Origin of the sequence: Glutamicibacter sp. BW78, assembly GCF_002332245.1 — a bacterium.
GTDB classification, from domain to species: Bacteria; Actinomycetota; Actinomycetes; order Actinomycetales; family Micrococcaceae; genus Arthrobacter_H; species Arthrobacter_H rhombi_A.
The window spans coordinates 318731-337154 of the sequence record NZ_NRGU01000031.1 but is presented as its reverse complement, the minus strand read 5'-3'; the positions used below and the strand labels follow the sequence as shown (position 1 = coordinate 337154).

The following is an 18424-nucleotide window of genomic DNA, read 5'->3' as shown; positions in this document are numbered from 1 at the left end:
ATAAGTAGAACTGCTGCCACACCCCCTTGACGACTCAGTTTGTTGTGTCGGGGGAGGCGTCAAAGATGGGATGTACATGCCTCAGGCGACTGGCTCAGGCGGCGCAAGCGTCGTCAAGGAGTCGGGGGAGACCGCGTCTCCCTGGCTGGCGATCCTGCGGACTTGTTCTGTCGTCACCGGCATCGCCGCCGTGCTCCTGGCCTTGGTGGCTTGGATCATCGGCGGGCCGGCAGCGGCGGGTAGTGCCCTGGGATCGGTGGTCGTGGTCATCATCTTCTTCGGCATCAGCCTGGCCATTGGACATCTGGTGGGCCGGCGGAATCCCTCTGCCGCCTTCGGGGCGTTCATGATCGGGTACGTGGTGAAGGTCGTTCTGCTGGGAGGTCTGGCCTTCGGTCTGGGCCTACCGGCGTGGACGGACGGAACCTGGCTGCTGGTCGGGGTCGTCTCGGCCGTGGTCATCTGGCAGGTAGTGGAGTTGCATGCCTTCTCCAAGCTGCGCCTGCAGCTGTACAACGACCCGATTCCCACCACCGACGCCGGAACCGGTGGGGCCTGATGTCCCCACCGAAAGGCGACAGCCCCCACGGCGGAGGGATCTCACCCTTCCGGGAGAACGTCAACTACATCGTTGGCGGGATCATCGCGTGGGGTTTGATAGGGTGGTTGTTGGACTTCTTGTTGCATGCCCGCTGGATCTGGTTGGTAGGTGCCCTTCTTGGAGCCGCCGCCGGATATTACCTGGCAGTCCTCCACCGAAAAGATCGTGCTTCCGGGCCGATTTCTGGTGCGGACGAGTAAGAACCAAAAAACTTCATCCGTTGGGAAACCTGAACGGCCTTCCAACGATTTTGCCCAATGACGGACACAGCAGAGAGGAACCGCGTTGATCGCGCTTGCGCTTCCGGCGGCCCCCGCAGAAGGTGGGTTCAAAGCCCCCGGCCTAGAGGACATGCACCTTCCCGAAATCATCCCGTGGGGAGCCGATTACGGCAGTGGCTTCGGCAAGCAGATGTTGCTGGTCATCCTGTCCGTCGTTCTCATTTCCTGGTTCTTCATGGCCACCTCGCGCCGTGGCAAGATCGTTCCGGGCAAATTTCAGTTCCTCGGCGAGATTTCGTACAACTTCGTCCGTAATTCGGTCGGCAAGGACATCATCGGGGAAAAGGACTTCAAGCCCTACGTCCCGCTGCTGATGAGCTTGTTCTTCTTCATTCTGATAAACAACCTCTTCGGGGTCGTCCCGATTTTCCAGCTGCCCACCACCTCGCATGTGGGCACCGCCTATGCACTGGCCGGCATCGTCTACGTGTACTGGATCTACCTCGGCTTCAAGAAGCACGGGATTGCCTACCTAAAGCTGTCAGTGGTCCCCTCGGGAGTCCCGAAGGCGATCCTGCCGCTGATCATCGTCATCGAGATCATCTCCAACTTCTTCGTCCGCCCGCTCACGCACAGTCTCCGTCTGTTTGCCACCATGCTCTCCGGACACCTCATCGTGATGCTCGCCGCAGCCGGTACGTCCTTCATGCTCGTGGAGGGAGGCGCCTTCCTCAAGGGCCTAGGCGTGCTGACTTTCGCCGGCGGCGTGGCCATGGGCCTCTTCGAAGTCCTCATCATGGCCCTCCAGGCCTACGTCTTCGTCCTGCTGACAGCCATCTACATCCAAGGCGCGTTGGTCGAAGAACACTAAGAACCATTCCCCTACGGGGGAACACCCTGTATCCAACACCCTGCCAACCGGCATTCTGAAAGGAACCAAATGGACATCTACGGCAGCCTCAACGCCATCGGCTACGGCCTCTCCGCAATCGGCGGTGCCATCGGCGTGGGCCTCGTCTTCGCCGCCTACATCAACGGCGTCGCACGTCAGCCCGAGGCACAGCGCGTGCTGCAGCCGATCGCCTTCCTCGGCCTGGCGCTGACTGAAGCCCTTGCCATCCTGGGCCTCGTCTTCGCCTTCATCTGGGGCCGCGTCTAAACTTCGGCTCCGTATTCGGAACCGAAGGTTAGAGTCTAAGAAAGACGGGTGAAACATGATCTACGCAGCAATTAGCGCGGCTGAGGGGAAAGTCAACCCCCTCGTCCCCAACGTGTGGGAAATCGCACTGACGCTGGTGACGTTCCTCGTTCTGCTGTACATCGTCAACAAGTTTGCCGTTCCGGCATTCGAGAAGACGTACAAGGAACGCTCAACAGCCATCGAGGGCGGGATCGCTAAGGCAGAAGCCGCACAGGCAGAAGCCAACGCAGCCCTCGAAGAGTACCGGCAGCAGCTGCTGGACGCCCGCACGGAAGCCAATCGCATTCGCGAGGAAGCCCGTGCGGAGGGGTCCAAGATCTTGGCCGACCTGAAGGAGAAGGCGGCGGCAGAGTCCGCACGCATCACCGATCAGGCGCAGGTCCAGATTGAAGCTGAACGCCAGGCAGCCGTCGTCTCCCTCCGTGGAGAAGTCGGAACGCTGGCAACCCAGCTGGCCAGCCGCATCGTGGGCGAGGCCCTCGACGACGATGCACGCTCGGCCCGCGTGGTTGACCGCTTCCTGAGCGACCTCGAAAACGAGCAGAGCGCAGGTGCATCGAACTAATGGCAGGTGTATCGAGCCACTCCCTGGCAGCGGCCCAGTCCGACCTTGAGGCGAAACTGCCGACGGTCGGGCTGCCGCTCGCCGAGGATCTCTTCGGCGTGTTGAGCATCATGGATTCCAATGCCGGCTTGCGCCGTGCCTTGACCGATCCAGCGCGCAGCACCGAGGAAAAGACCGCACTGACGTCCCGGCTACTGCGGGGCAAGGTCTCCGCGGAGGCCGAATCCATCGTGGCCGGCCTCGCCGGTTCCCGGTGGGGCTCGGCACGTGACATCGGAGATGCACTCGAAACGCTGGCCGCCACGGTGGCCATCAGCGTGGCTGAGCGCCAAGCAGAGGGACCAGCCGGTCTCGAAGCCCTGGAAGAAGACCTTTTCGGCTTCATCAGGGTTGTGGGGTCCAGTCATGATCTGCAGCGTGCGCTCGATGACCCGCAGGCCTCGGACGATGCCAAGCGCAAACTTGCGCTACGGGTATCCCCGCAGGCCGGCGAGGTCGCACGAGTCCTGATCGCCCAGGCTGTTCAGTCCCCTCGGGGTCTGAAGCCGGCGAATCTCGTGGAGAAGTTCGTGGAGTTGGTGGCCAAGCGCCAGCAGCGGTGGATTGCGCATGTCAGCGCCACCCGTCCGTTGACTGACGAACAGTTCAACCGACTGCAGGCAGGGCTCAACAAGCTCTACGGACGCGATCTGAAGATCAACGCCGCAGTGGATCCATCACTAGTTGGAGGTATCCGGGTAGTCGTCGGTGACGAGGTTGTTGACGCAACCGCAGCCACCCGGCTCGCGGAACTCCGTCGTCGGTTGGCCAGCTAGCCCTCCCCGTGCGGGAGGGTGGCTGTCCACCGACACCACAGACTGAAACAAACCCCGGTTTCCACCAGCACGACAGGTCGGAAACCACAATCTAGGAGAGCAGGGACTGCAGATGGCCGAATTGACCATCAACGCCGATGACGTCCGCAACGCCTTGACAGACTTCGCCGCGTCCTATGACCCGGGCAGCGCGGAGCGCGTCGAGGTCGGTCGCGTGACCACGGCTAGTGACGGCATCGCAAAGGTGGAGGGTCTTCCCTCCGTAATGGCCAACGAGCTTCTTCGTTTCGAAGACGGCACGCTGGGCCTGGCACAGAACCTCGACACCCGTGATATCGGCGTCGTCGTCCTGGGTGACTTCGCAGGCATTGAAGAAGGCCAGGAAGTCCACCGCACCGGTGAGATTCTCTCCGTGCCCGTGGGCGATAACTTCTTGGGTCGCGTCGTCGACCCGTTGGGCCAGCCCATCGACGACCTGGGTGACATTGTCCCCGAGGGCCGCCGCCCGCTGGAGCTCCAGGCTCCCGGCGTGACGCAGCGCCAGTCGGTTGGCGAGCCGATGCAGACGGGCATGAAGGCCATCGACGCCATGATTCCCGTCGGCCGTGGCCAGCGTCAGCTGATCATCGGTGACCGCCAGACGGGCAAGACCGCCCTGGCCGTCGACACGATCATTAACCAGAAGGACAACTGGGCTTCCGGGGATGTCACGAAGCAGGTGCGTTGCATCTACGTGGCCATCGGCCAGAAGGCCTCCACCATTGCCGCTGTCCGCCAGTCGCTCGAAGAGCACGGCGCCATGGAGTACACCACCATCGTGGCCTCCCCGGCATCGGACCCTGCAGGCTTCAAGTACTTGGCACCGTACGCCGGCTCGGCCATCGGCCAGCACTGGATGTACGGCGGCAAGCACGTTCTGGTGGTCTTCGACGACCTGTCCAAGCAGGCCGAAGCCTACCGCGCCGTCTCCCTGCTGCTGCGTCGTCCGCCGGGACGCGAGGCCTACCCGGGCGATGTGTTCTACCTGCACTCCCGCCTGCTGGAACGTTGTGCCAAGCTCTCCGACGAGCTCGGTGCCGGCTCGATGACCGGTCTGCCGATCATCGAAACCAAGGCGAACGACGTGTCGGCCTACATCCCGACCAACGTCATCTCCATCACCGACGGGCAGATCTTCCTGCAGTCGGACCTCTTCAACGCCAACCAGCGTCCGGCAGTCGACGTGGGCATCTCGGTGTCCCGTGTCGGTGGTTCGGCGCAGACGAAGGCCATGAAGAAGGTTTCGGGCACACTGAAGCTGGAACTGGCACAGTACCGGGATATGCAGGCATTCGCCATGTTCGCCTCGGACCTGGACGCCGCGACCAAGCAACAGCTGACCCGTGGTGCTCGCCTGATGGAACTGCTCAAGCAGGGCCAGTACGCCCCGTACCCGGTTGCCGAGCAGGTTGCTTCGGTCTGGGCCGGAACGAACGGCCACCTGGACGCCGTCCCCGTTGAGGACGTCCGCCGCTTCGAGAAGGAATTCCTCGAGTACCTGCGCAACCGCACCGACGTGTTGACCACCATCACCCAGACGGGCAAGTTGGAAGAGTCCACCTTCGAGGCGCTGAACACCGGCATCGAGGACTTCAAGCAGGGCTTCTTCGGCCAGGGTGAGCAGTTGGTTGGCCCCGGGCACGAGGAGCACGACGCCCTTGGCGAAGAGAACGTCGACCAGGAAAAGATCGTCAAGCAGAAACGCTGACGTTCTCCGTGAGGTGGTGCCGCAGCCCGCGGGCTGCAGCACCACCACCACGGACTAGGAAAGGATAAACATGGGAGCCCAGATTCGGGTCTACCGCCAGAAGATTGCCTCGACCTCGTCGATGGGCAAGATCTTCAAGGCGATGGAACTGATCGCCACTTCCCGCATCGGCAAGGCACGCAGCCGTGTTTCGGCTTCAATGCCCTACGCCCGTGCGATCACCCGTGCCGTTTCTGCCGTCGCGTCCCAGTCCGAGGTCGAACACCCGCTGACCACTGAGCCGGAGCAGGTCCGCCGCTCGGCCGTGTTGGTGATGACCTCCGATCGCGGCTTGGCCGGTGCCTATTCGGTCAGTGCGATCAAGCAGGCAGAATCGTTGATCGAGCTGCTGCATGGCGAAGGTAAGGAAATCAGCACCTACGTCGTCGGCCGCAAGGCCCAGGCCTACTACGACTTCCGCAACCGTGAATACACACGGGTGTGGACCGGGGATACCGACGCTCCGAAGTTCGAAACCGCTCAGGAGATCGGCGAGGCGCTGTTGGAGGCCTTCAATACGCCGTACGAGGAAGGCGGTGTGGAGGAAATCCACGTCGTTTTCACGCAGTTCAAGTCCATGGTCCTCCAGGAGCCGACGGTCATCCGTCTACTGCCCTTGGAAGTCGTGGAGGAAGAAGTGCGACACGAGAGCGATCTGCTGCCGCTGTACGAGTACGAGCCGGAACCGGAACAGGTTCTGGACGCACTCCTGCCGCGCTACATCGAATCCCGCATCTTTGCAGCCATGCTGCAGGCGGCCGCATCGGAACTGGCAGCCCGCCAGCGCGCGATGAAGGCAGCCGGGGACAACGCCAACGAGTTGATCAAGAAGTACACGCGACTTCGGAACAACGCCCGTCAGGCCGAGATTACCCAGGAACTGTCGGAAATCGTGGCAGGCGCCGACGCGCTCAGCGCGTAGCAGCCGGCCGATCACCATTTACCCCCACGCTCTAGAGATACAAGCGAAGTGAGAGAGATGACTGCCCAACTAAACGAGCAGGGAACCGCCGCCGCAGCCCCGGGTGCAACCGGGCGCATCGCGCGCGTCACTGGCCCGGTCGTCGACGTCGAATTCCCGGCCGATGCCCTTCCCTCCCTGTACAACGCCCTGACCGCAGATATCACGCTTAACGGCGAGACCCACACGGTCACCTTCGAAACCAGCCAGTACCTTGGCGACGACCTGGTCCGCGCGATTTCGCTGCAGGCCACCGACGGACTCGTCCGCGGTGCCGTCGTCCAGGACACCGGCGCCTCGATTTCCGTGCCTGTCGGCGACGTCGTCAAGGGACACATCTTCAACGTGCTCGGCGAACCGCTCGACGTTCCGGCGTCCGAGCTGGAGATCACCGAACGCTGGCCCATCCACCGCGGGGCCCCGGCCTTCGCCACCCTGGAAGCCTCCACGGAGATCCTCGAAACCGGTATCAAGTCCATTGACTTGCTCACCCCCTACATCCAGGGCGGCAAGATCGGCCTGTTCGGTGGTGCCGGTGTCGGCAAGACCGTGCTGATCCAGGAAATGATCACCCGTGTGGCCCGGAACTTCGGTGGTACCTCGGTCTTCGCCGGTGTCGGCGAGCGGACCCGTGAGGGCAACGACCTCTGGGTTGAAATGGAGGAATCGGGGGTCCTGAAGGACACCGCCCTGGTCTTCGGCCAGATGGATGAGCCGCCGGGAACGCGTCTGCGCGTGGCCCTGTCGGCTTTGACCATGGCGGAGTACTTCCGCGATGTGCAGAACCAGGACGTGCTGCTGTTCATCGATAATATCTACCGCTTCACGCAGGCAGGTTCCGAGGTGTCGACCCTGTTGGGCCGCATGCCCTCGGCCGTGGGCTACCAGCCCAACCTGGCAGATGAGATGGGTACCCTCCAGGAGCGCATCACCTCCACGAAGGGCCACTCCATCACCTCGATGCAGGCCATCTACGTCCCCGCGGATGACTACACCGACCCGGCGCCTGCCACGACCTTCGCGCACTTGGATGCGACCACGGAACTCTCCCGTGAAATCGCCTCCCGTGGCCTGTACCCGGCCATTGACCCGCTGACGTCTACCTCGCGCATCCTGGATCCCCAGTACGTGGGCCAGGAGCACTACGACACCGCAGTTCGGGTCAAGTCGATCCTGCAGAAGAACAAGGAACTCCAGGACATCATCGCGATCCTGGGTGTCGACGAACTCTCCGAAGAAGACAAGATTGTCGTCTCGCGGGCCCGTCGTATCCAGCAGTTCCTGTCGCAGAACACCTACACCGCCAAGCAGTTCACCGGCGTTGACGGCTCGACCGTGTCGATCAAGGACACCATCGAGGGCTTCAAGGCCATCTGCGACGGCGACCTGGACCACATTGCCGAACAGGCGTTCTTCAACATCGGCGGTCTGGACGACGTCGAGCGCCAGTGGGCCGAGATCCAGGGCAAGAGCAAGTAGCCATGGCCGAACTCGAAGTCGAAATCGTTGCCGCGGACCACTTCGTGTGGTCCGGGGCAGCGTCCCTGGTCAAGGCACGCACCAGCGATGGCGAGATCGGCGTCATGCCCGGGCATAGCCCGGTCCTGGCGGTTCTCGCGGCAGGCGAGCTGGCCATCGTGCCCTCAAATGGTGAGCGGTTCACGGTCCAGGCCGACGGCGGTTTCTTCTCGGTCGACAAGGACCGGGTTGTTATCGTGGCTGACAATGCGCAGCTCGACGATACCGCCACGGTAGGAAACCGATAGTCCGCCCTTGAAAGACATCGGCATTCCCGTCATCATTCTGGCTGTTGCCTTGCTGTTGTTCTTGATGATGTTGGGTGCCATGGGATTGCGTCGCCATCAGTTGCGGCGTGCCTTGGGTACCTTCGACGCCTCCATCTCCACGTCTTCAGGGAAGTGGATGATGGGGGTTTGTCGTTATACGGGGACCGATCTGGAATTCCTACGGTTGTTCTCGGTCACACCGGTGCCCCTGTACCGGTATGCCAGGACATCACTGGAACTCATCGGGTGGCGGGAATCCGAAGGCGAGGAACGAATACGTATCCAGCCGGGGGCAGTCGTTGTTGACCTGACCGCGGAAGGCGTACCGATCCTCTTGGCCATGGACTATGGCTCCTATACGGGCCTCCGCAGCTGGATCGAGGCCGGCCCGGTGGCCGGTGTCGGCACCTGGCGCTGATCCTGCTCACACCCCGGACCGAAGAATGGCGCGCATCCCGTGAAAAACGGGGTGCGCGCCATTCTTATTTCGGCTGGCTGACCGGCCGGTGGCCGGGCGGCCCTCTAGATTCCTGTGACTCCCGTGGCCTGGGGGCCCTTGGCACCCTGACCGATCTCGAACTCGACCCGCTGGTTTTCCTCCAGCGTGCGGAAGCCGTTGCTCTGGATTTCCGAGTAGTGGACGAACACATCGCCGTCAGCTTCGTCCGGCGTGATGAAGCCGAAGCCCTTCTCAGCGTTGAACCACTTCACGGTGCCCTGCGCCATGTATATCTCCTCATTGATGTGAAACTAACCGCACACGGCGTCTTGCCGCGTCCGGACGGTACCGAAGTGAGAAGATGCCGACGGGGCCGGCGGTGCTTCACACCCGCAACCTGCTTTGCGGGCATGTACATGACCAACACAAAGACTGAGTTGATCATCACACATCAATGTGAGGTATTCAACGGCAAAAGGCCATGTGGCGGGGGATTACCCGCGATTCGGAGCCAGTTCGACCCCATCGCGGTAGACCTTCAGGAGCCGGAAATGGCGATCCACGATGACGGCGTCGGCGCTGAAGCCGATGCCCAGGGCGCCGACCTCATCGGTGAGACCCACCAATTCGGCGGGGACCGAGGTCGCTGAAAGCACCGCCTGCTCGAGGGGCACACCGCCCTCGACGGCGCTGCGGACCACATCCAACATGGTGGCGGTTCCACCGGCGAGGGAGTTTCCTTCGGCCAACCGGGCGGCGCCATCGGAGACCACGACGTCCTGCGGGCCCAGGGTGTACTGCCCATCGGGCAGGCCGGTAGCGGCCATGGAATCGGTGACCAACACGATGGCTTCGGGGCCCAGCAGCACGAACATCGCCCGGACGATCGCCGGGTCCAGGTGTACGCCATCGGCGATCAGCTCGACGACGGCCTTGCCAGCGGCAGCAGCCTCGAGGCAGGCGGCTACCGGGCCGGGGGAGCGGTGGTGCATCGGGGGCATCCCGTTGAACAGGTGGGTCACGGTGGCGCGTTCGGTATAGCCATCGAAGCCGGCCGAGGAGAGTTCCTCGACGGCCACGTCGAGGGATGAGGTGACCGTGGCCGCGTCGGCGTTGGTATGCCCGAGTGAAGGGAGGACTCCGTGGGAAACGAGCTGCTCCACCAATGCGTCGGAGCCGGCGAGCTCTGGAGCGTAGGTCATGGTGCGCAGCTGGCCCCTCGCGGCGGCGACCAGTTCGTCGACGAAGGCAGGGTCAGGAGCAGAGAGTAGTGAGGGGTCCTGGGCTCCACAGCGGACGGTGGAGAGGAACGGGCCCTCGGCGTGGATTCCGGCGATGACCTCGCGTTCGGCGAAATCGGCCAGCACTGTTGCGGCGGAGAGCATATCGGCCCGGGTGGCGGTCACCAAGGAGGCGAGCAACGTCGTCGTCCCGGAGGCGTGCAGAAACGTGATGGATCGAGCTGCGGCTTCGGCGTCACCGCTGGGGAAGTCTCCACCGGCGGCCCCGTGGCAATGGACATCGACGAGTCCGGGCAGGATCGTCGCCCCGGAGGGCAACTGCACATCGGGATGGGAGGAAGAGTCCGGCCAGTGGGCGAATTCCTCGGCGGTGCCGACAAAGGCGATGCGGTCGCCTTCGAAGGCAATCACGGCGTCGTCCAGGATGCTACCTCCGGTGACGGCACGGCCGCGCAGTGACAGCCGGGTGGGTTCTTCGGTTGAAGTCATGCCCCCAGCATAGTTTCTGCCCGGCGGGCGACCTAGATGGGGGCCGCGGGTGAAGCTGGACTCCGCTGGAGTCGGGGACTCAGAACAGCCGGGAAGCGCTGTCATCGACCCCACGCATGGCGTCGTAATCCAGGGTCAGGCATTCGATTCCGCGGTCCGTGGCCAGGGTGCGTGCCTGGGGTTTGATCTGCTGTGCCGCGAAGATCCCGCGTACCGGTGCCAGCAGCGGATCCCGGTTCATCAGTTCCAGATAACGGGTGAGCTGTTCGACGCCATCGATATCGCCACGGCGTTTGAGCTCGATCGCCACGGTCGAGCCCTCGGCATCACGGGCCAGGATATCCACCGGCCCGATCGCGGTCATATATTCGCGACGTACGAGCTTGAATCCCTCGCCCACGGTATGGATCTGTTCGGCCAGCAGCCGCTGCAGGTCGGCTTCGACGCCATCCTTGATCAGGCCGGGATCGGTACCGAGGTCATGGCTGGAATCGTGCAGGACCTCGTGGATCCTGATCACCAGGTGGTCGTCGACCTTGGAGTGTTGGACACGCCAGGTCTCCACGACGCCCTCGGCTGCGGCATCCTCGTCGGCCGGGGCGATATGCATGGTCGCCGGTGGGCTCATCCAGTTCAACGGCTTATAGGAGCCGCCGTCCGAGTGGATGAGGACGGAGCCGTCGGCCTTGACCATGAGCAGGCGGGTCGCCAACGGCAGATGGGCACGCAGACGGCCCAGGTAATCGACTGAGCAACGAGCTATCACTAAACGCACATCCAGCACTCTACCGTCCGATCCGGTAGCTGGCATTCCCGGAGGAGCGATAGAAAGCGATACGATCGCGAACATGCCCCGTTCCAACCGCCCGCGCCGCCCCCAGCGTCAGGCCCGCCCCAATAAATGGGCGCAAGCCGATCAGCGTCGGGACGGGGAAAACGAGGGCTTCAAGGGCCCGGGCCTGTCGATTCCATCGTTGCAGAGCGCACCGGATGGCCAATGGCATGTGCGGCGTATTTCGGCCGCCCGGGCCGGTAAGAACTACACCTGCCCGGGGTGCCATCGCACGATTGATCCGGGGATTGAGCATATCGTCGCCTGGCGGGCGGACCATTGGAGCGGCGAGGAGGCATCGGCAGCTTCGCGGCGCCACTGGCACCTGAAATGCTGGAGCGGCCGCAGCTTCCGTTACTAACGGAGGCCCCTCATGCGGAGGCGATTCGGCTGGGCCTGTTGAGAAGCGGGGCGTGCGGGGGGCTAGCGCCGTTCCTGCCGGGCCATGAAGACCTCGCGGATCAGCAGAATCGCGGAAGCCGCCAGCGGGATGGCCATCAGGGCGCCGACGATGCCCATCAGCGTCCCCCCGGCGATGACGGCGATGACGGCGACGGCACCGGGAACCGCGACGGTGCGTTGCATGACCCGGGGGGAGATGAAGTAGGCCTCGAACTGCAGGTAGCCGAAGTAGAAGATGGCATAGACCACCGCCGTCTCCCAGCCCACCGTCAGGGCGATCAGTGACACCAGGATCCCGGCAATGACGGCCCCGACCAGGGGGATGAAGGCCAGGACGACGACGACCAGCGCCAGGAGCAGCGAATAGGGGACGCCGACGATCGACATGATGATGAAGGCGTAGAGGGCGTTGAGCAAGGCAACAATGGCCTGACCCATCACGTAGTTACCGACGCTGTTGGAGATCTGCTCGGAGAGCAGCTCCACGCGTTCGCGTTTGGAGCGCGGGGCCAACCGATAGAACCAGGACTTGAGCCCGGGCAGTGCCGCCAGGATATAGATGGCCAGTACCAGCACGATCAGCGTACCGAACAGCCCCTGGGCTACGACGCTGCCCACCCCGATGACCCCGCCGAAGACTCCTCCCAGGGCATCGGTGTTCTGGAAGAACTTATCGACTTCTTCGGTGATCCGTTCGCGGACCTGGAACTGTTCATCGACGGTGGTGAAGAAATCGGAGTTCAGGAAGCTGTCGACGATATCCGGGGCCTTCTCGACGAAGGCGGTGGTCTGCTTGACGATCGTGGGGATGAGGATGCCCACCGCTCCACCGAAAATGACGGCCAGCAACAGCATGGCCGCGAGCACGCCTACCGGGCGGGGGACCCGGTGGCGTTCCAGATACCTGACAATCGGATCCAAGCCCAGAGCGATGAACAGCGCGATCGCGATCCAGACCAGCAACGAGCCGACGTTGGTCAGGATGAAGTAGAGCAGCAGCGCCAATCCGACGCCGACACTGAACATGAACCCGGTAAAGACCGGATGGCGGACCCCCGGGACGCCGATCGCGGGTTCAGGGTCGTCGCCGTGATCCGATGGAGGGCGGTTCGAATCCGCAGTGGTGATCTTCAGGAAGCGCAGCAAACGACTCAGGAACGACGGCGGCCGTGTTTCGGCGGCAGCGGTCCCCGAGCCGGGGGGCTGCTGGGAAGCGATGCTCTCGGCGCGCGGACCATCCGGTACACCGTCGTCGGTGCCGAGGGTGGATTCGCCGTCTTCCGGGGTGGCGTTGCTCTCCTTCATCACGAGCTTGAGCCTACCTTCCGGGCGTCATTCAGCGGGTGTTTCCCCTCCGGGGGACCAACACATCACGTGCTCCGGAACACAGGTGGGAACCGCTGGGGTAACCGATTCGTTATCATTGGAGTGCGGTCAGGCTGCAACTGTGCCCGACCACAACCGAGGCCGATCATCGACCCCCATTTTTGTTAGGTGTAATTACGTGCGAATCTTCATTGCTGCGATCTCCATATTATTGGGCGCCCTGGCCCTGGTGGTGGGGATCGGGCAGCGGACCTTCTGGGCACCGCCCGAGACCGTGACGGCGACTGTGCAGACCGAACTGAAGGATGCTCCGCTGACCGTGGTCGAGCCCGGTGTCGCGGAAATCGAGGACCGTCCAGTTGATGTCACGATCGAAGCCGACGGTGAGTTCACCGCGGCACTGGGGCGTAGTTCCGACGTCGACGCCTGGGTCGGCAAGGCAGCCCATAACACCATTTCGGGTATCGATAGTGAAGCCATGTCCCTGACGGCCGAGCATTCCAAGGGAGAGGCCAAGGTCCCGAACCCTAAGAACTCGGACCTCTGGGTCGCTTCCGAATCCGCTGATTCGCATATGGTCCACCGCTGGACCGAGCCGGATGAGGGCGATTGGTCGCTCTTGCTGGCCGCTGACGGGACGAAGGCCGCTCCCACCGAAATCACCGTTTCTTGGGAGAACGACGCCACCGCACCGTTCTCGATCCCGCTGATCATCGTCGGTTCCCTGCTGGTCCTCTTCGGCCTGGCCACCGTTCTGGTCGGACGCCGTGGGCGAGGACAAGGCCCGGAGGGCTCAGGCTCCACCGGCGGCGGTTCGACGGCCCCGACCGCAGGCTCAGGAACCGGCTCATCGACGCTCCAGCGCACGGCTACGGTCGTTGCTGCGGCAGCATTGGTCCTGGTTCCCGCGGGGCCGGCTTCCGCTGCCACCAACAGTGCCTCGGACTCTCCTTCCGAATCCAGTGTGGCGCAGGACCAGGAAGGCGCGGGGTCCTACGCCGTGCTGCAGGAAGACCAGCTTGACCGTATTCTGGAATCCATCTCGGATACCGTCTCCAGCGGGGATAAGGCACGCGATGCCAAGAAGCTGACGGCCCGTGTCGGCGGGGATGCCCTGTCGTTGCGCAAAACCAATTATTCCCAGCGAAGCGACGGATTGAAGATCCCCGCACCGGGCACCGTGGCTGCGGCGCCGATCCGTTCGGCAGCGGTGACCACCACGACCAAATGGCCGCGTACCGCGATGATCGTGACGCAGGCCAAGGACGCGAAGATCCCGCGGGTTCTGGTGCTCAAGCAGGATGATCCCCGCGCGAACTACAAACTCATCAATGAGGTCTCCATGCTCCCCGGTTCGGAGTTCCCGGGGTTGGCCGTGGGCGATACCTCGGTGCGTACCTTGGGCGTCAAGGACGGATCGCTCATGTCGCCTCCGGCGACCGCTGCCAAGGATCTCGCGACCTTCCTGGGTGATGCGAAGTCCAAGAAGAAGAGCCAGTTCGCGGAGAGCGCCTTCATCACGGCCACCCAGAAGGGACAGGCCAAGGAGATCAAGGAAAATAAGAACGCCAAGATCAAGTACGAACATGCTGTCGACGCGAAGTCCCTCGAGGTGCTATCCACTCCCAACGGCGGCGCGCTGGTCAGCGGTCAATTGACGAGCACCATGACGGCCACCCCGAAGGAAGAGGGAGGCACCGTGAAATTGGATGACGCCAGCGCCAAGCTCGCCGACGCCAAGACCACCAAAAAGGGTGTGGTGACCACGTCCGCCGAGCCCGTGGTCTTCTATATTCCCGGGAAGGACAGCAAGGACAAGATCCGCCTCATTGCGGGGGAGTCGGCCTTGGTGTCTTCCAAGGTGAAGTAGTCCTCGTGGTCCACGGTTGCCCATTGGGCACCCGAACGAGGCAGACCATAAGGTAGGGGCATGAGCAATACCGAACCAGCAGCAGCTTCCAGCCGCGGCGCCGTTGATCTCTCGGGACTCGGCGCCCAGAACCCGCAGGACGCCCAGGTACCGGGCGCCGAGCACGCCCCGGCAGCGCCGGGCGGGCCGCCACCGCCCGCCGCAGAGGGGGCGACGTGGGCCGCCTCGGTGAACCAGCAGGAATTCACCCAACTGGTCCAAGTCTCCAACACGGCGCCCGTTGTCGTCTCGCTGGGCACCGGTGCTTCCCCGGCCTCGGCGAAGTTGGACGCGACACTGCGCGAGCTCATCGACGGCTATGCCGGCCGACTGGTCCTGGCGTTGGTGGACACCGACCGGGAACCGGCGATTGCGCAAGCCTTCAGGGTCCAGCAGGTCCCTGCCGTGGTGGCCTTGCTCAATGGCCAGCCCGTTCCGCTGTTCCAAGGCGACGCGGCCCCCGAGCAGATTGCTTCACTGCTGCAAGAACTCCTCCAACTCGGGGTCCAACACGGCGTCACCGGGACGGTGCCGCCCTTTGGTGCGCCCCAGGCGGAGCAGCCGGTTCCGCCCCTGCACCAAGAGGCGATGGACGCCATCGACGCCGGAGACTATGCCGGGGCCATTGCCGCCTACCGTAAGGCATTGGCCGAGAAACCCAACGACGACGATGCCCAGACCGGACTGCAGCATGTCGAGCTACTCCAGCGCACAGCCTTCTCCGACCTCGATTCGGCCCGCAAAGCAGCAGCTGACAACCCCGAAGGCATCGACGAACAGCTGGCAGTCGCCGATCTGGATGTCCTGGGAGGCCATGTCGAAGATGCTTTCGCCCGGCTCGTTTCCTTGGTGGGGCGCACAGCAGGGGAAGACCGTGAGCGAGTCCGTGCCCGGCTGGTTTCGCTGTATGCAGTGGTCGGAGCCCAGGACGAGCGTGTCGTGAAGTCACGACAAAAGCTGGCGCGCGTCCTGTTCTAGCACTGGTCTCCCGCGGCTCGGCGGGATCTACCCCTGAAGGCTGACGGGGTGATTCAGCCATGAGGATGATGCCCGCGGCAGGGGCCCACTGTTAGGTTCGGAGCATGAACTCCGAACTCGACCCGTCGACGGCCCCCGCCATCAGCCTGCGTGGCCTGGGCAAGCGTTACGGCCAGAAGATCGCCGTCAACGGGATCAGCCTTGATGTGCCCTCAGGCTCCTTCTATGGGCTCGTCGGCCCCAACGGCGCCGGGAAGACGACCGCGCTCTCCATGGCCACCGGGATGCTGCGCCCCGATGCCGGACAGGCATGGGTCCATGGGGTGGACGTCTGGAAGGATACGCGCCGTGCCAAATCACTGCTCGGTGTTCTGGCTGACGGGGTTCGGCTCTTTGACCGGCTCAGCGGACGCCAGCTGGTGACCTATGCCGGTCTGCTGCGCGGTATGGATGCCGCCACGGTGGACGAACGAACCGATGACCTGTTGCGGGTCCTGGACCTGTCCGACGCCGGTGGGAAACTTGTCGTGGACTACTCCGCGGGCATGACCAAAAAGATTGCCCTGGCCACCGCCCTGATTCATTCCCCCCGAGTGCTGGTCCTTGACGAACCCTTCGAAGCCGTCGATCCGGTATCGGCGGCGAATATTCGGGACATCCTCGCCGACTATGTGGGCCACGGAGGAACCGTTGTGGTCTCCAGCCATGTGATGGACCTGGTCCAGCGCATGTGCTCCCATGTCGCGATCATTTCCGACGGCAACCTGCTCGCCGCCGGAACCGTGGACGAGGTCCGCGGTGAGGGAAGCCTCGAGGACACCTTCGTGAACATGGTCGGTGGCCGCGCCGAAGGAGGAGGGCTCTCGTGGTTGCACACCTCCTGAAGCTGAAGCTGGCGCTGCTGCGCAACGGTTTCAAACGCAGCCCGTGGCAGCTCGTGGGCGTCATCATCGGGGGGATCTACGGCCTCGGGCTGGCGGTGCTGCTCTGCGTGGGGATGTTCGCCCTGGGCGACCAACCCGCCGAATTGATCACCACCGTCGTCGTGCTGGCCGTCTCGCTGATCACCCTGGGCTGGGCAATCATCCCGGTACTGCTCTCGGGAGTGGATCTGACGCTGGATCCCTCACGGTTCTCGGTCTACCCCATCCCGCCGCGGCAACTGGTGATCGGCCTGCTGCTGAGCGGTTTCATCGGTGTCCCAGGGCTGGTGATGCTGCTGCTCTTCGCCGGTCAGGGACTGGCCTGGCGGGCCAATGCAGGACTGGCGCTGGTCGGCATCCTCTGCGGCATCCTGGCGGCGCTCAATGCCTTGGCCGTCTCCCGGCTGGCCGTCACCGCAGCCACGGCGCTGACGTCGAACCGGCGGTTCCGTGAACTGGGGATGATCCTGCTGTTCGTGCCGCTGATCATGCTCGGGCCCATCCTCCAGACGGCGACAGAAGGGCTCGAAGCGGGCCTGGGCTGGCTGCCCGATATCTCGGCGGTACTGGCCTGGACGCCGCTGGGCGCCTTCGCCGCCGTCCCGGGGGACGTGGCCATCGGGGCCTGGGGTCTGGCGGCCGCCAGGCTGGTGCTTTCGCTGGCCTATCTGGTGGCGATCATCTGGGCGTGGAAGACGGTGCTCGCCCGGGCCCTGGAAACCCCGCCCCAGCAGTCGGGCGGGAGCCGCGCCGTTTCCGGCCTGGGCGTCGCCTTCCGGTTGTTCCCGGCCACCCCATGGGGTGCGGTGGCCTCACGGTGCCTGACCTACTGGATGAAGGACCCCCGCTACGCGATGAGCATTATCTTCGTTCCGCTGGTCCCGATACTGATCTGGTTCTGGTCCTCACAGGGTGGCAATTACACGGCCATGCTGTACTTGGCCCCCATCATCGCCGTGCTGCTGGCCTTCAGCATCTCGGCGGATATCTCCTATGACAACACCGCGTTCTCGCTGCACGTGCTCACCGGACTGCGCGGATTCGACGATCGGCTGGGACGGGTGGCCGCCTCGGCGGTCTTCGCCGTGCCGATCGTTCTGCTGGCCGCGATCCTGCCGGCGGCGTTGCTGGGGGAAACGGCACTGCTGCCTGCCATCCTCGGGCTCTCGATCGGGGCCCTGGGAACCGGCTGGGCGGTCTCGAGCATCGCCTCGGCCCGCTACACCTATGCGGTCCCGCTGCCCGGGGACAACCCGATGAAGACGCCCCCGGGTACCGGGGCCCGCATGGCCGTCACTCAGCTGGCGACGTTCGGGTCCACGATCGTCCTGATGCTGCCCGAAATCATTCTGCATATCGTCTTCCTGGTCACCGGGCAGGAGCTCTACGCCTGGCTCGTGCTGATCGCCGGCGTCGTTCTCGGGGCCCTGATGCTGGTTGCGGGACTGCGGATCGGCGGACGCTGGTTCGATTCCAGGACCCCGGAACTGATGCAGGCCACCGTACTGAACCGTTAGGGACGTGGGGAGTTGGTAGACTGGGGGCATGACGATGCCTGCAGATCCGTTTGAAAACGACCCCAACGACCCTGGCCAGGGCGGCGGCACCGCGACCATTGAGCGTGAAGAGCTGCGCGAACACATCGAGCCCGGTGATAGTGAGCGTTTTGCTCACTATGTGCGTAAGGAAAAGATCATGGAGTCGGCGTTGACCGGCGAACCAGTGATCGCGTTGTGCGGCAAGGTCTGGGTTCCGGGACGGGACCCGAATAAATTTCCTGTCTGCCCGGAGTGCAAGGAAGTCTACGAAGGCATCCGTTCCCCGAAGGATGGCGGCGGCAAGGACGACAAGAAATAGGCCTCCGCTGGTAGAGGGCCGCTCCTGCTCCAGGGCGGGCGGCGGCAGGGCAAGGTGACGTACCGATCAGGTGTCGTCCCGTGTCGGTGGA

The 18424-nt window shown here is 63.7% G+C and carries 20 protein-coding genes; 16 read left to right on the top strand and 4 right to left on the bottom strand.

The window, feature by feature from the left end; translation table 11 throughout:
• The first annotated feature begins 76 nt into the window (after window positions 1-76).
• The 10 genes from CIK75_RS08315 (at window position 77) to CIK75_RS08265 (ending at window position 8355) form a co-directional block, all read left to right on the top strand.
• Window positions 77-559: a hypothetical protein gene (locus CIK75_RS08315; RefSeq protein WP_143413295.1), complete on the top strand. Its 483-nt coding sequence runs from the start codon at window positions 77-79 to the stop codon at window positions 557-559.
• Window positions 560-886: 327 nt separating this feature from the next.
• Window positions 887-1693 carry a F0F1 ATP synthase subunit A gene (gene atpB, locus CIK75_RS08305; protein WP_096223596.1) on the top strand — a complete coding sequence of 269 codons (807 nt, stop codon included), beginning with the start codon at window positions 887-889 and terminating at the stop codon, window positions 1691-1693.
• A gap of 69 nt (window positions 1694-1762) precedes the next feature.
• Complete coding sequence (atpE, locus tag CIK75_RS08300) at window positions 1763-1981, top strand: ATP synthase F0 subunit C (RefSeq protein ID WP_086998932.1); 219 nt, start codon at window positions 1763-1765, stop codon at window positions 1979-1981.
• A gap of 55 nt (window positions 1982-2036) precedes the next feature.
• Window positions 2037-2588: a F0F1 ATP synthase subunit B gene (locus tag CIK75_RS08295; protein ID WP_086998937.1), complete on the top strand. Its 552-nt coding sequence runs from the start codon at window positions 2037-2039 to the stop codon at window positions 2586-2588.
• Window positions 2588-3403: a F0F1 ATP synthase subunit delta gene (locus CIK75_RS08290; protein WP_086998940.1), complete on the top strand. Its 816-nt coding sequence runs from the start codon at window positions 2588-2590 to the stop codon at window positions 3401-3403. Before CIK75_RS08295 ends, CIK75_RS08290 begins: the two co-directional genes overlap by 1 nt.
• A gap of 112 nt (window positions 3404-3515) precedes the next feature.
• Window positions 3516-5150, top strand: a complete 1635-nt coding sequence (gene atpA, locus CIK75_RS08285) for a F0F1 ATP synthase subunit alpha (protein ID WP_086998943.1) — start codon at window positions 3516-3518, stop codon at window positions 5148-5150.
• A 70-nt stretch (window positions 5151-5220) separates the two neighbouring features.
• Window positions 5221-6111 carry a F0F1 ATP synthase subunit gamma gene (locus tag CIK75_RS08280; RefSeq protein WP_096223595.1) on the top strand — a complete coding sequence of 297 codons (891 nt, stop codon included), beginning with the start codon at window positions 5221-5223 and terminating at the stop codon, window positions 6109-6111.
• 57 nt (window positions 6112-6168) lie between these two features.
• Complete coding sequence (gene atpD / locus CIK75_RS08275; RefSeq protein ID WP_086998324.1) at window positions 6169-7629, top strand: F0F1 ATP synthase subunit beta; 1461 nt, start codon at window positions 6169-6171, stop codon at window positions 7627-7629.
• Between the two features lie 2 nt (window positions 7630-7631).
• Complete coding sequence (locus CIK75_RS08270; protein WP_086998327.1) at window positions 7632-7916, top strand: F0F1 ATP synthase subunit epsilon; 285 nt, start codon at window positions 7632-7634, stop codon at window positions 7914-7916.
• Between the two features lie 7 nt (window positions 7917-7923).
• Entirely contained in the window at window positions 7924-8355 is a 432-nt protein-coding gene (locus tag CIK75_RS08265) for a DUF2550 domain-containing protein (protein WP_086998330.1), read from the top strand.
• 104 nt (window positions 8356-8459) lie between these two features.
• Here CIK75_RS08265 and CIK75_RS08260 read toward each other — a convergent pair whose 3' ends face one another.
• From CIK75_RS08260 to nucS, 3 genes are all read right to left on the bottom strand, one after another.
• A complete protein-coding gene (locus tag CIK75_RS08260; RefSeq protein WP_086998333.1) occupies window positions 8460-8663 on the bottom strand; it encodes a cold-shock protein in 204 nt (67 codons plus the stop codon).
• A gap of 207 nt (window positions 8664-8870) precedes the next feature.
• Window positions 8871-10106: an N-acetylglucosamine-6-phosphate deacetylase gene (locus CIK75_RS08255; RefSeq protein WP_096223594.1), complete on the bottom strand. Its 1236-nt coding sequence runs from the start codon at window positions 10104-10106 to the stop codon at window positions 8871-8873.
• 79 nt (window positions 10107-10185) lie between these two features.
• Window positions 10186-10881, bottom strand: a complete 696-nt coding sequence (nucS, locus tag CIK75_RS08250) for an endonuclease NucS (RefSeq protein WP_086998720.1) — start codon at window positions 10879-10881, stop codon at window positions 10186-10188.
• A 73-nt stretch (window positions 10882-10954) separates the two neighbouring features.
• Here nucS and CIK75_RS08245 point away from each other — a divergent pair, with 73 nt between their 5' ends.
• Complete coding sequence (locus tag CIK75_RS08245; protein ID WP_096223593.1) at window positions 10955-11299, top strand: hypothetical protein; 345 nt, start codon at window positions 10955-10957, stop codon at window positions 11297-11299.
• 62 nt (window positions 11300-11361) lie between these two features.
• Here CIK75_RS08245 and CIK75_RS08240 read toward each other — a convergent pair whose 3' ends face one another.
• Window positions 11362-12648 (bottom strand): AI-2E family transporter, encoded by a 1287-nt coding sequence (locus CIK75_RS08240; protein WP_241895365.1) that lies wholly within the window; start codon window positions 12646-12648, stop codon window positions 11362-11364.
• Window positions 12649-12844: 196 nt separating this feature from the next.
• On the opposite strand from CIK75_RS08240, the gene CIK75_RS08235 reads away from it, so the two are divergent.
• The 5 genes from CIK75_RS08235 (at window position 12845) to CIK75_RS08215 (ending at window position 18333) form a co-directional block, all read left to right on the top strand.
• Window positions 12845-14536, top strand: a complete 1692-nt coding sequence (locus tag CIK75_RS08235; RefSeq protein ID WP_096223591.1) for a hypothetical protein — start codon at window positions 12845-12847, stop codon at window positions 14534-14536.
• A 60-nt stretch (window positions 14537-14596) separates the two neighbouring features.
• Window positions 14597-15553 carry a tetratricopeptide repeat protein gene (locus CIK75_RS08230; RefSeq protein ID WP_096223590.1) on the top strand — a complete coding sequence of 319 codons (957 nt, stop codon included), beginning with the start codon at window positions 14597-14599 and terminating at the stop codon, window positions 15551-15553.
• 104 nt (window positions 15554-15657) lie between these two features.
• Window positions 15658-16437, top strand: a complete 780-nt coding sequence (locus tag CIK75_RS08225) for an ABC transporter ATP-binding protein (protein ID WP_096223589.1) — start codon at window positions 15658-15660, stop codon at window positions 16435-16437.
• Window positions 16419-17993, top strand: a complete 1575-nt coding sequence (locus tag CIK75_RS08220) for a transporter (protein WP_096223588.1) — start codon at window positions 16419-16421, stop codon at window positions 17991-17993. The genes CIK75_RS08225 and CIK75_RS08220 overlap by 19 nt, the downstream gene beginning before the upstream one ends.
• Window positions 17994-18021: 28 nt before the next feature.
• Window positions 18022-18333: a DUF3039 domain-containing protein gene (locus tag CIK75_RS08215; RefSeq protein WP_086998353.1), complete on the top strand. Its 312-nt coding sequence runs from the start codon at window positions 18022-18024 to the stop codon at window positions 18331-18333.
• Window positions 18334-18424: the final 91 nt, after the last annotated feature.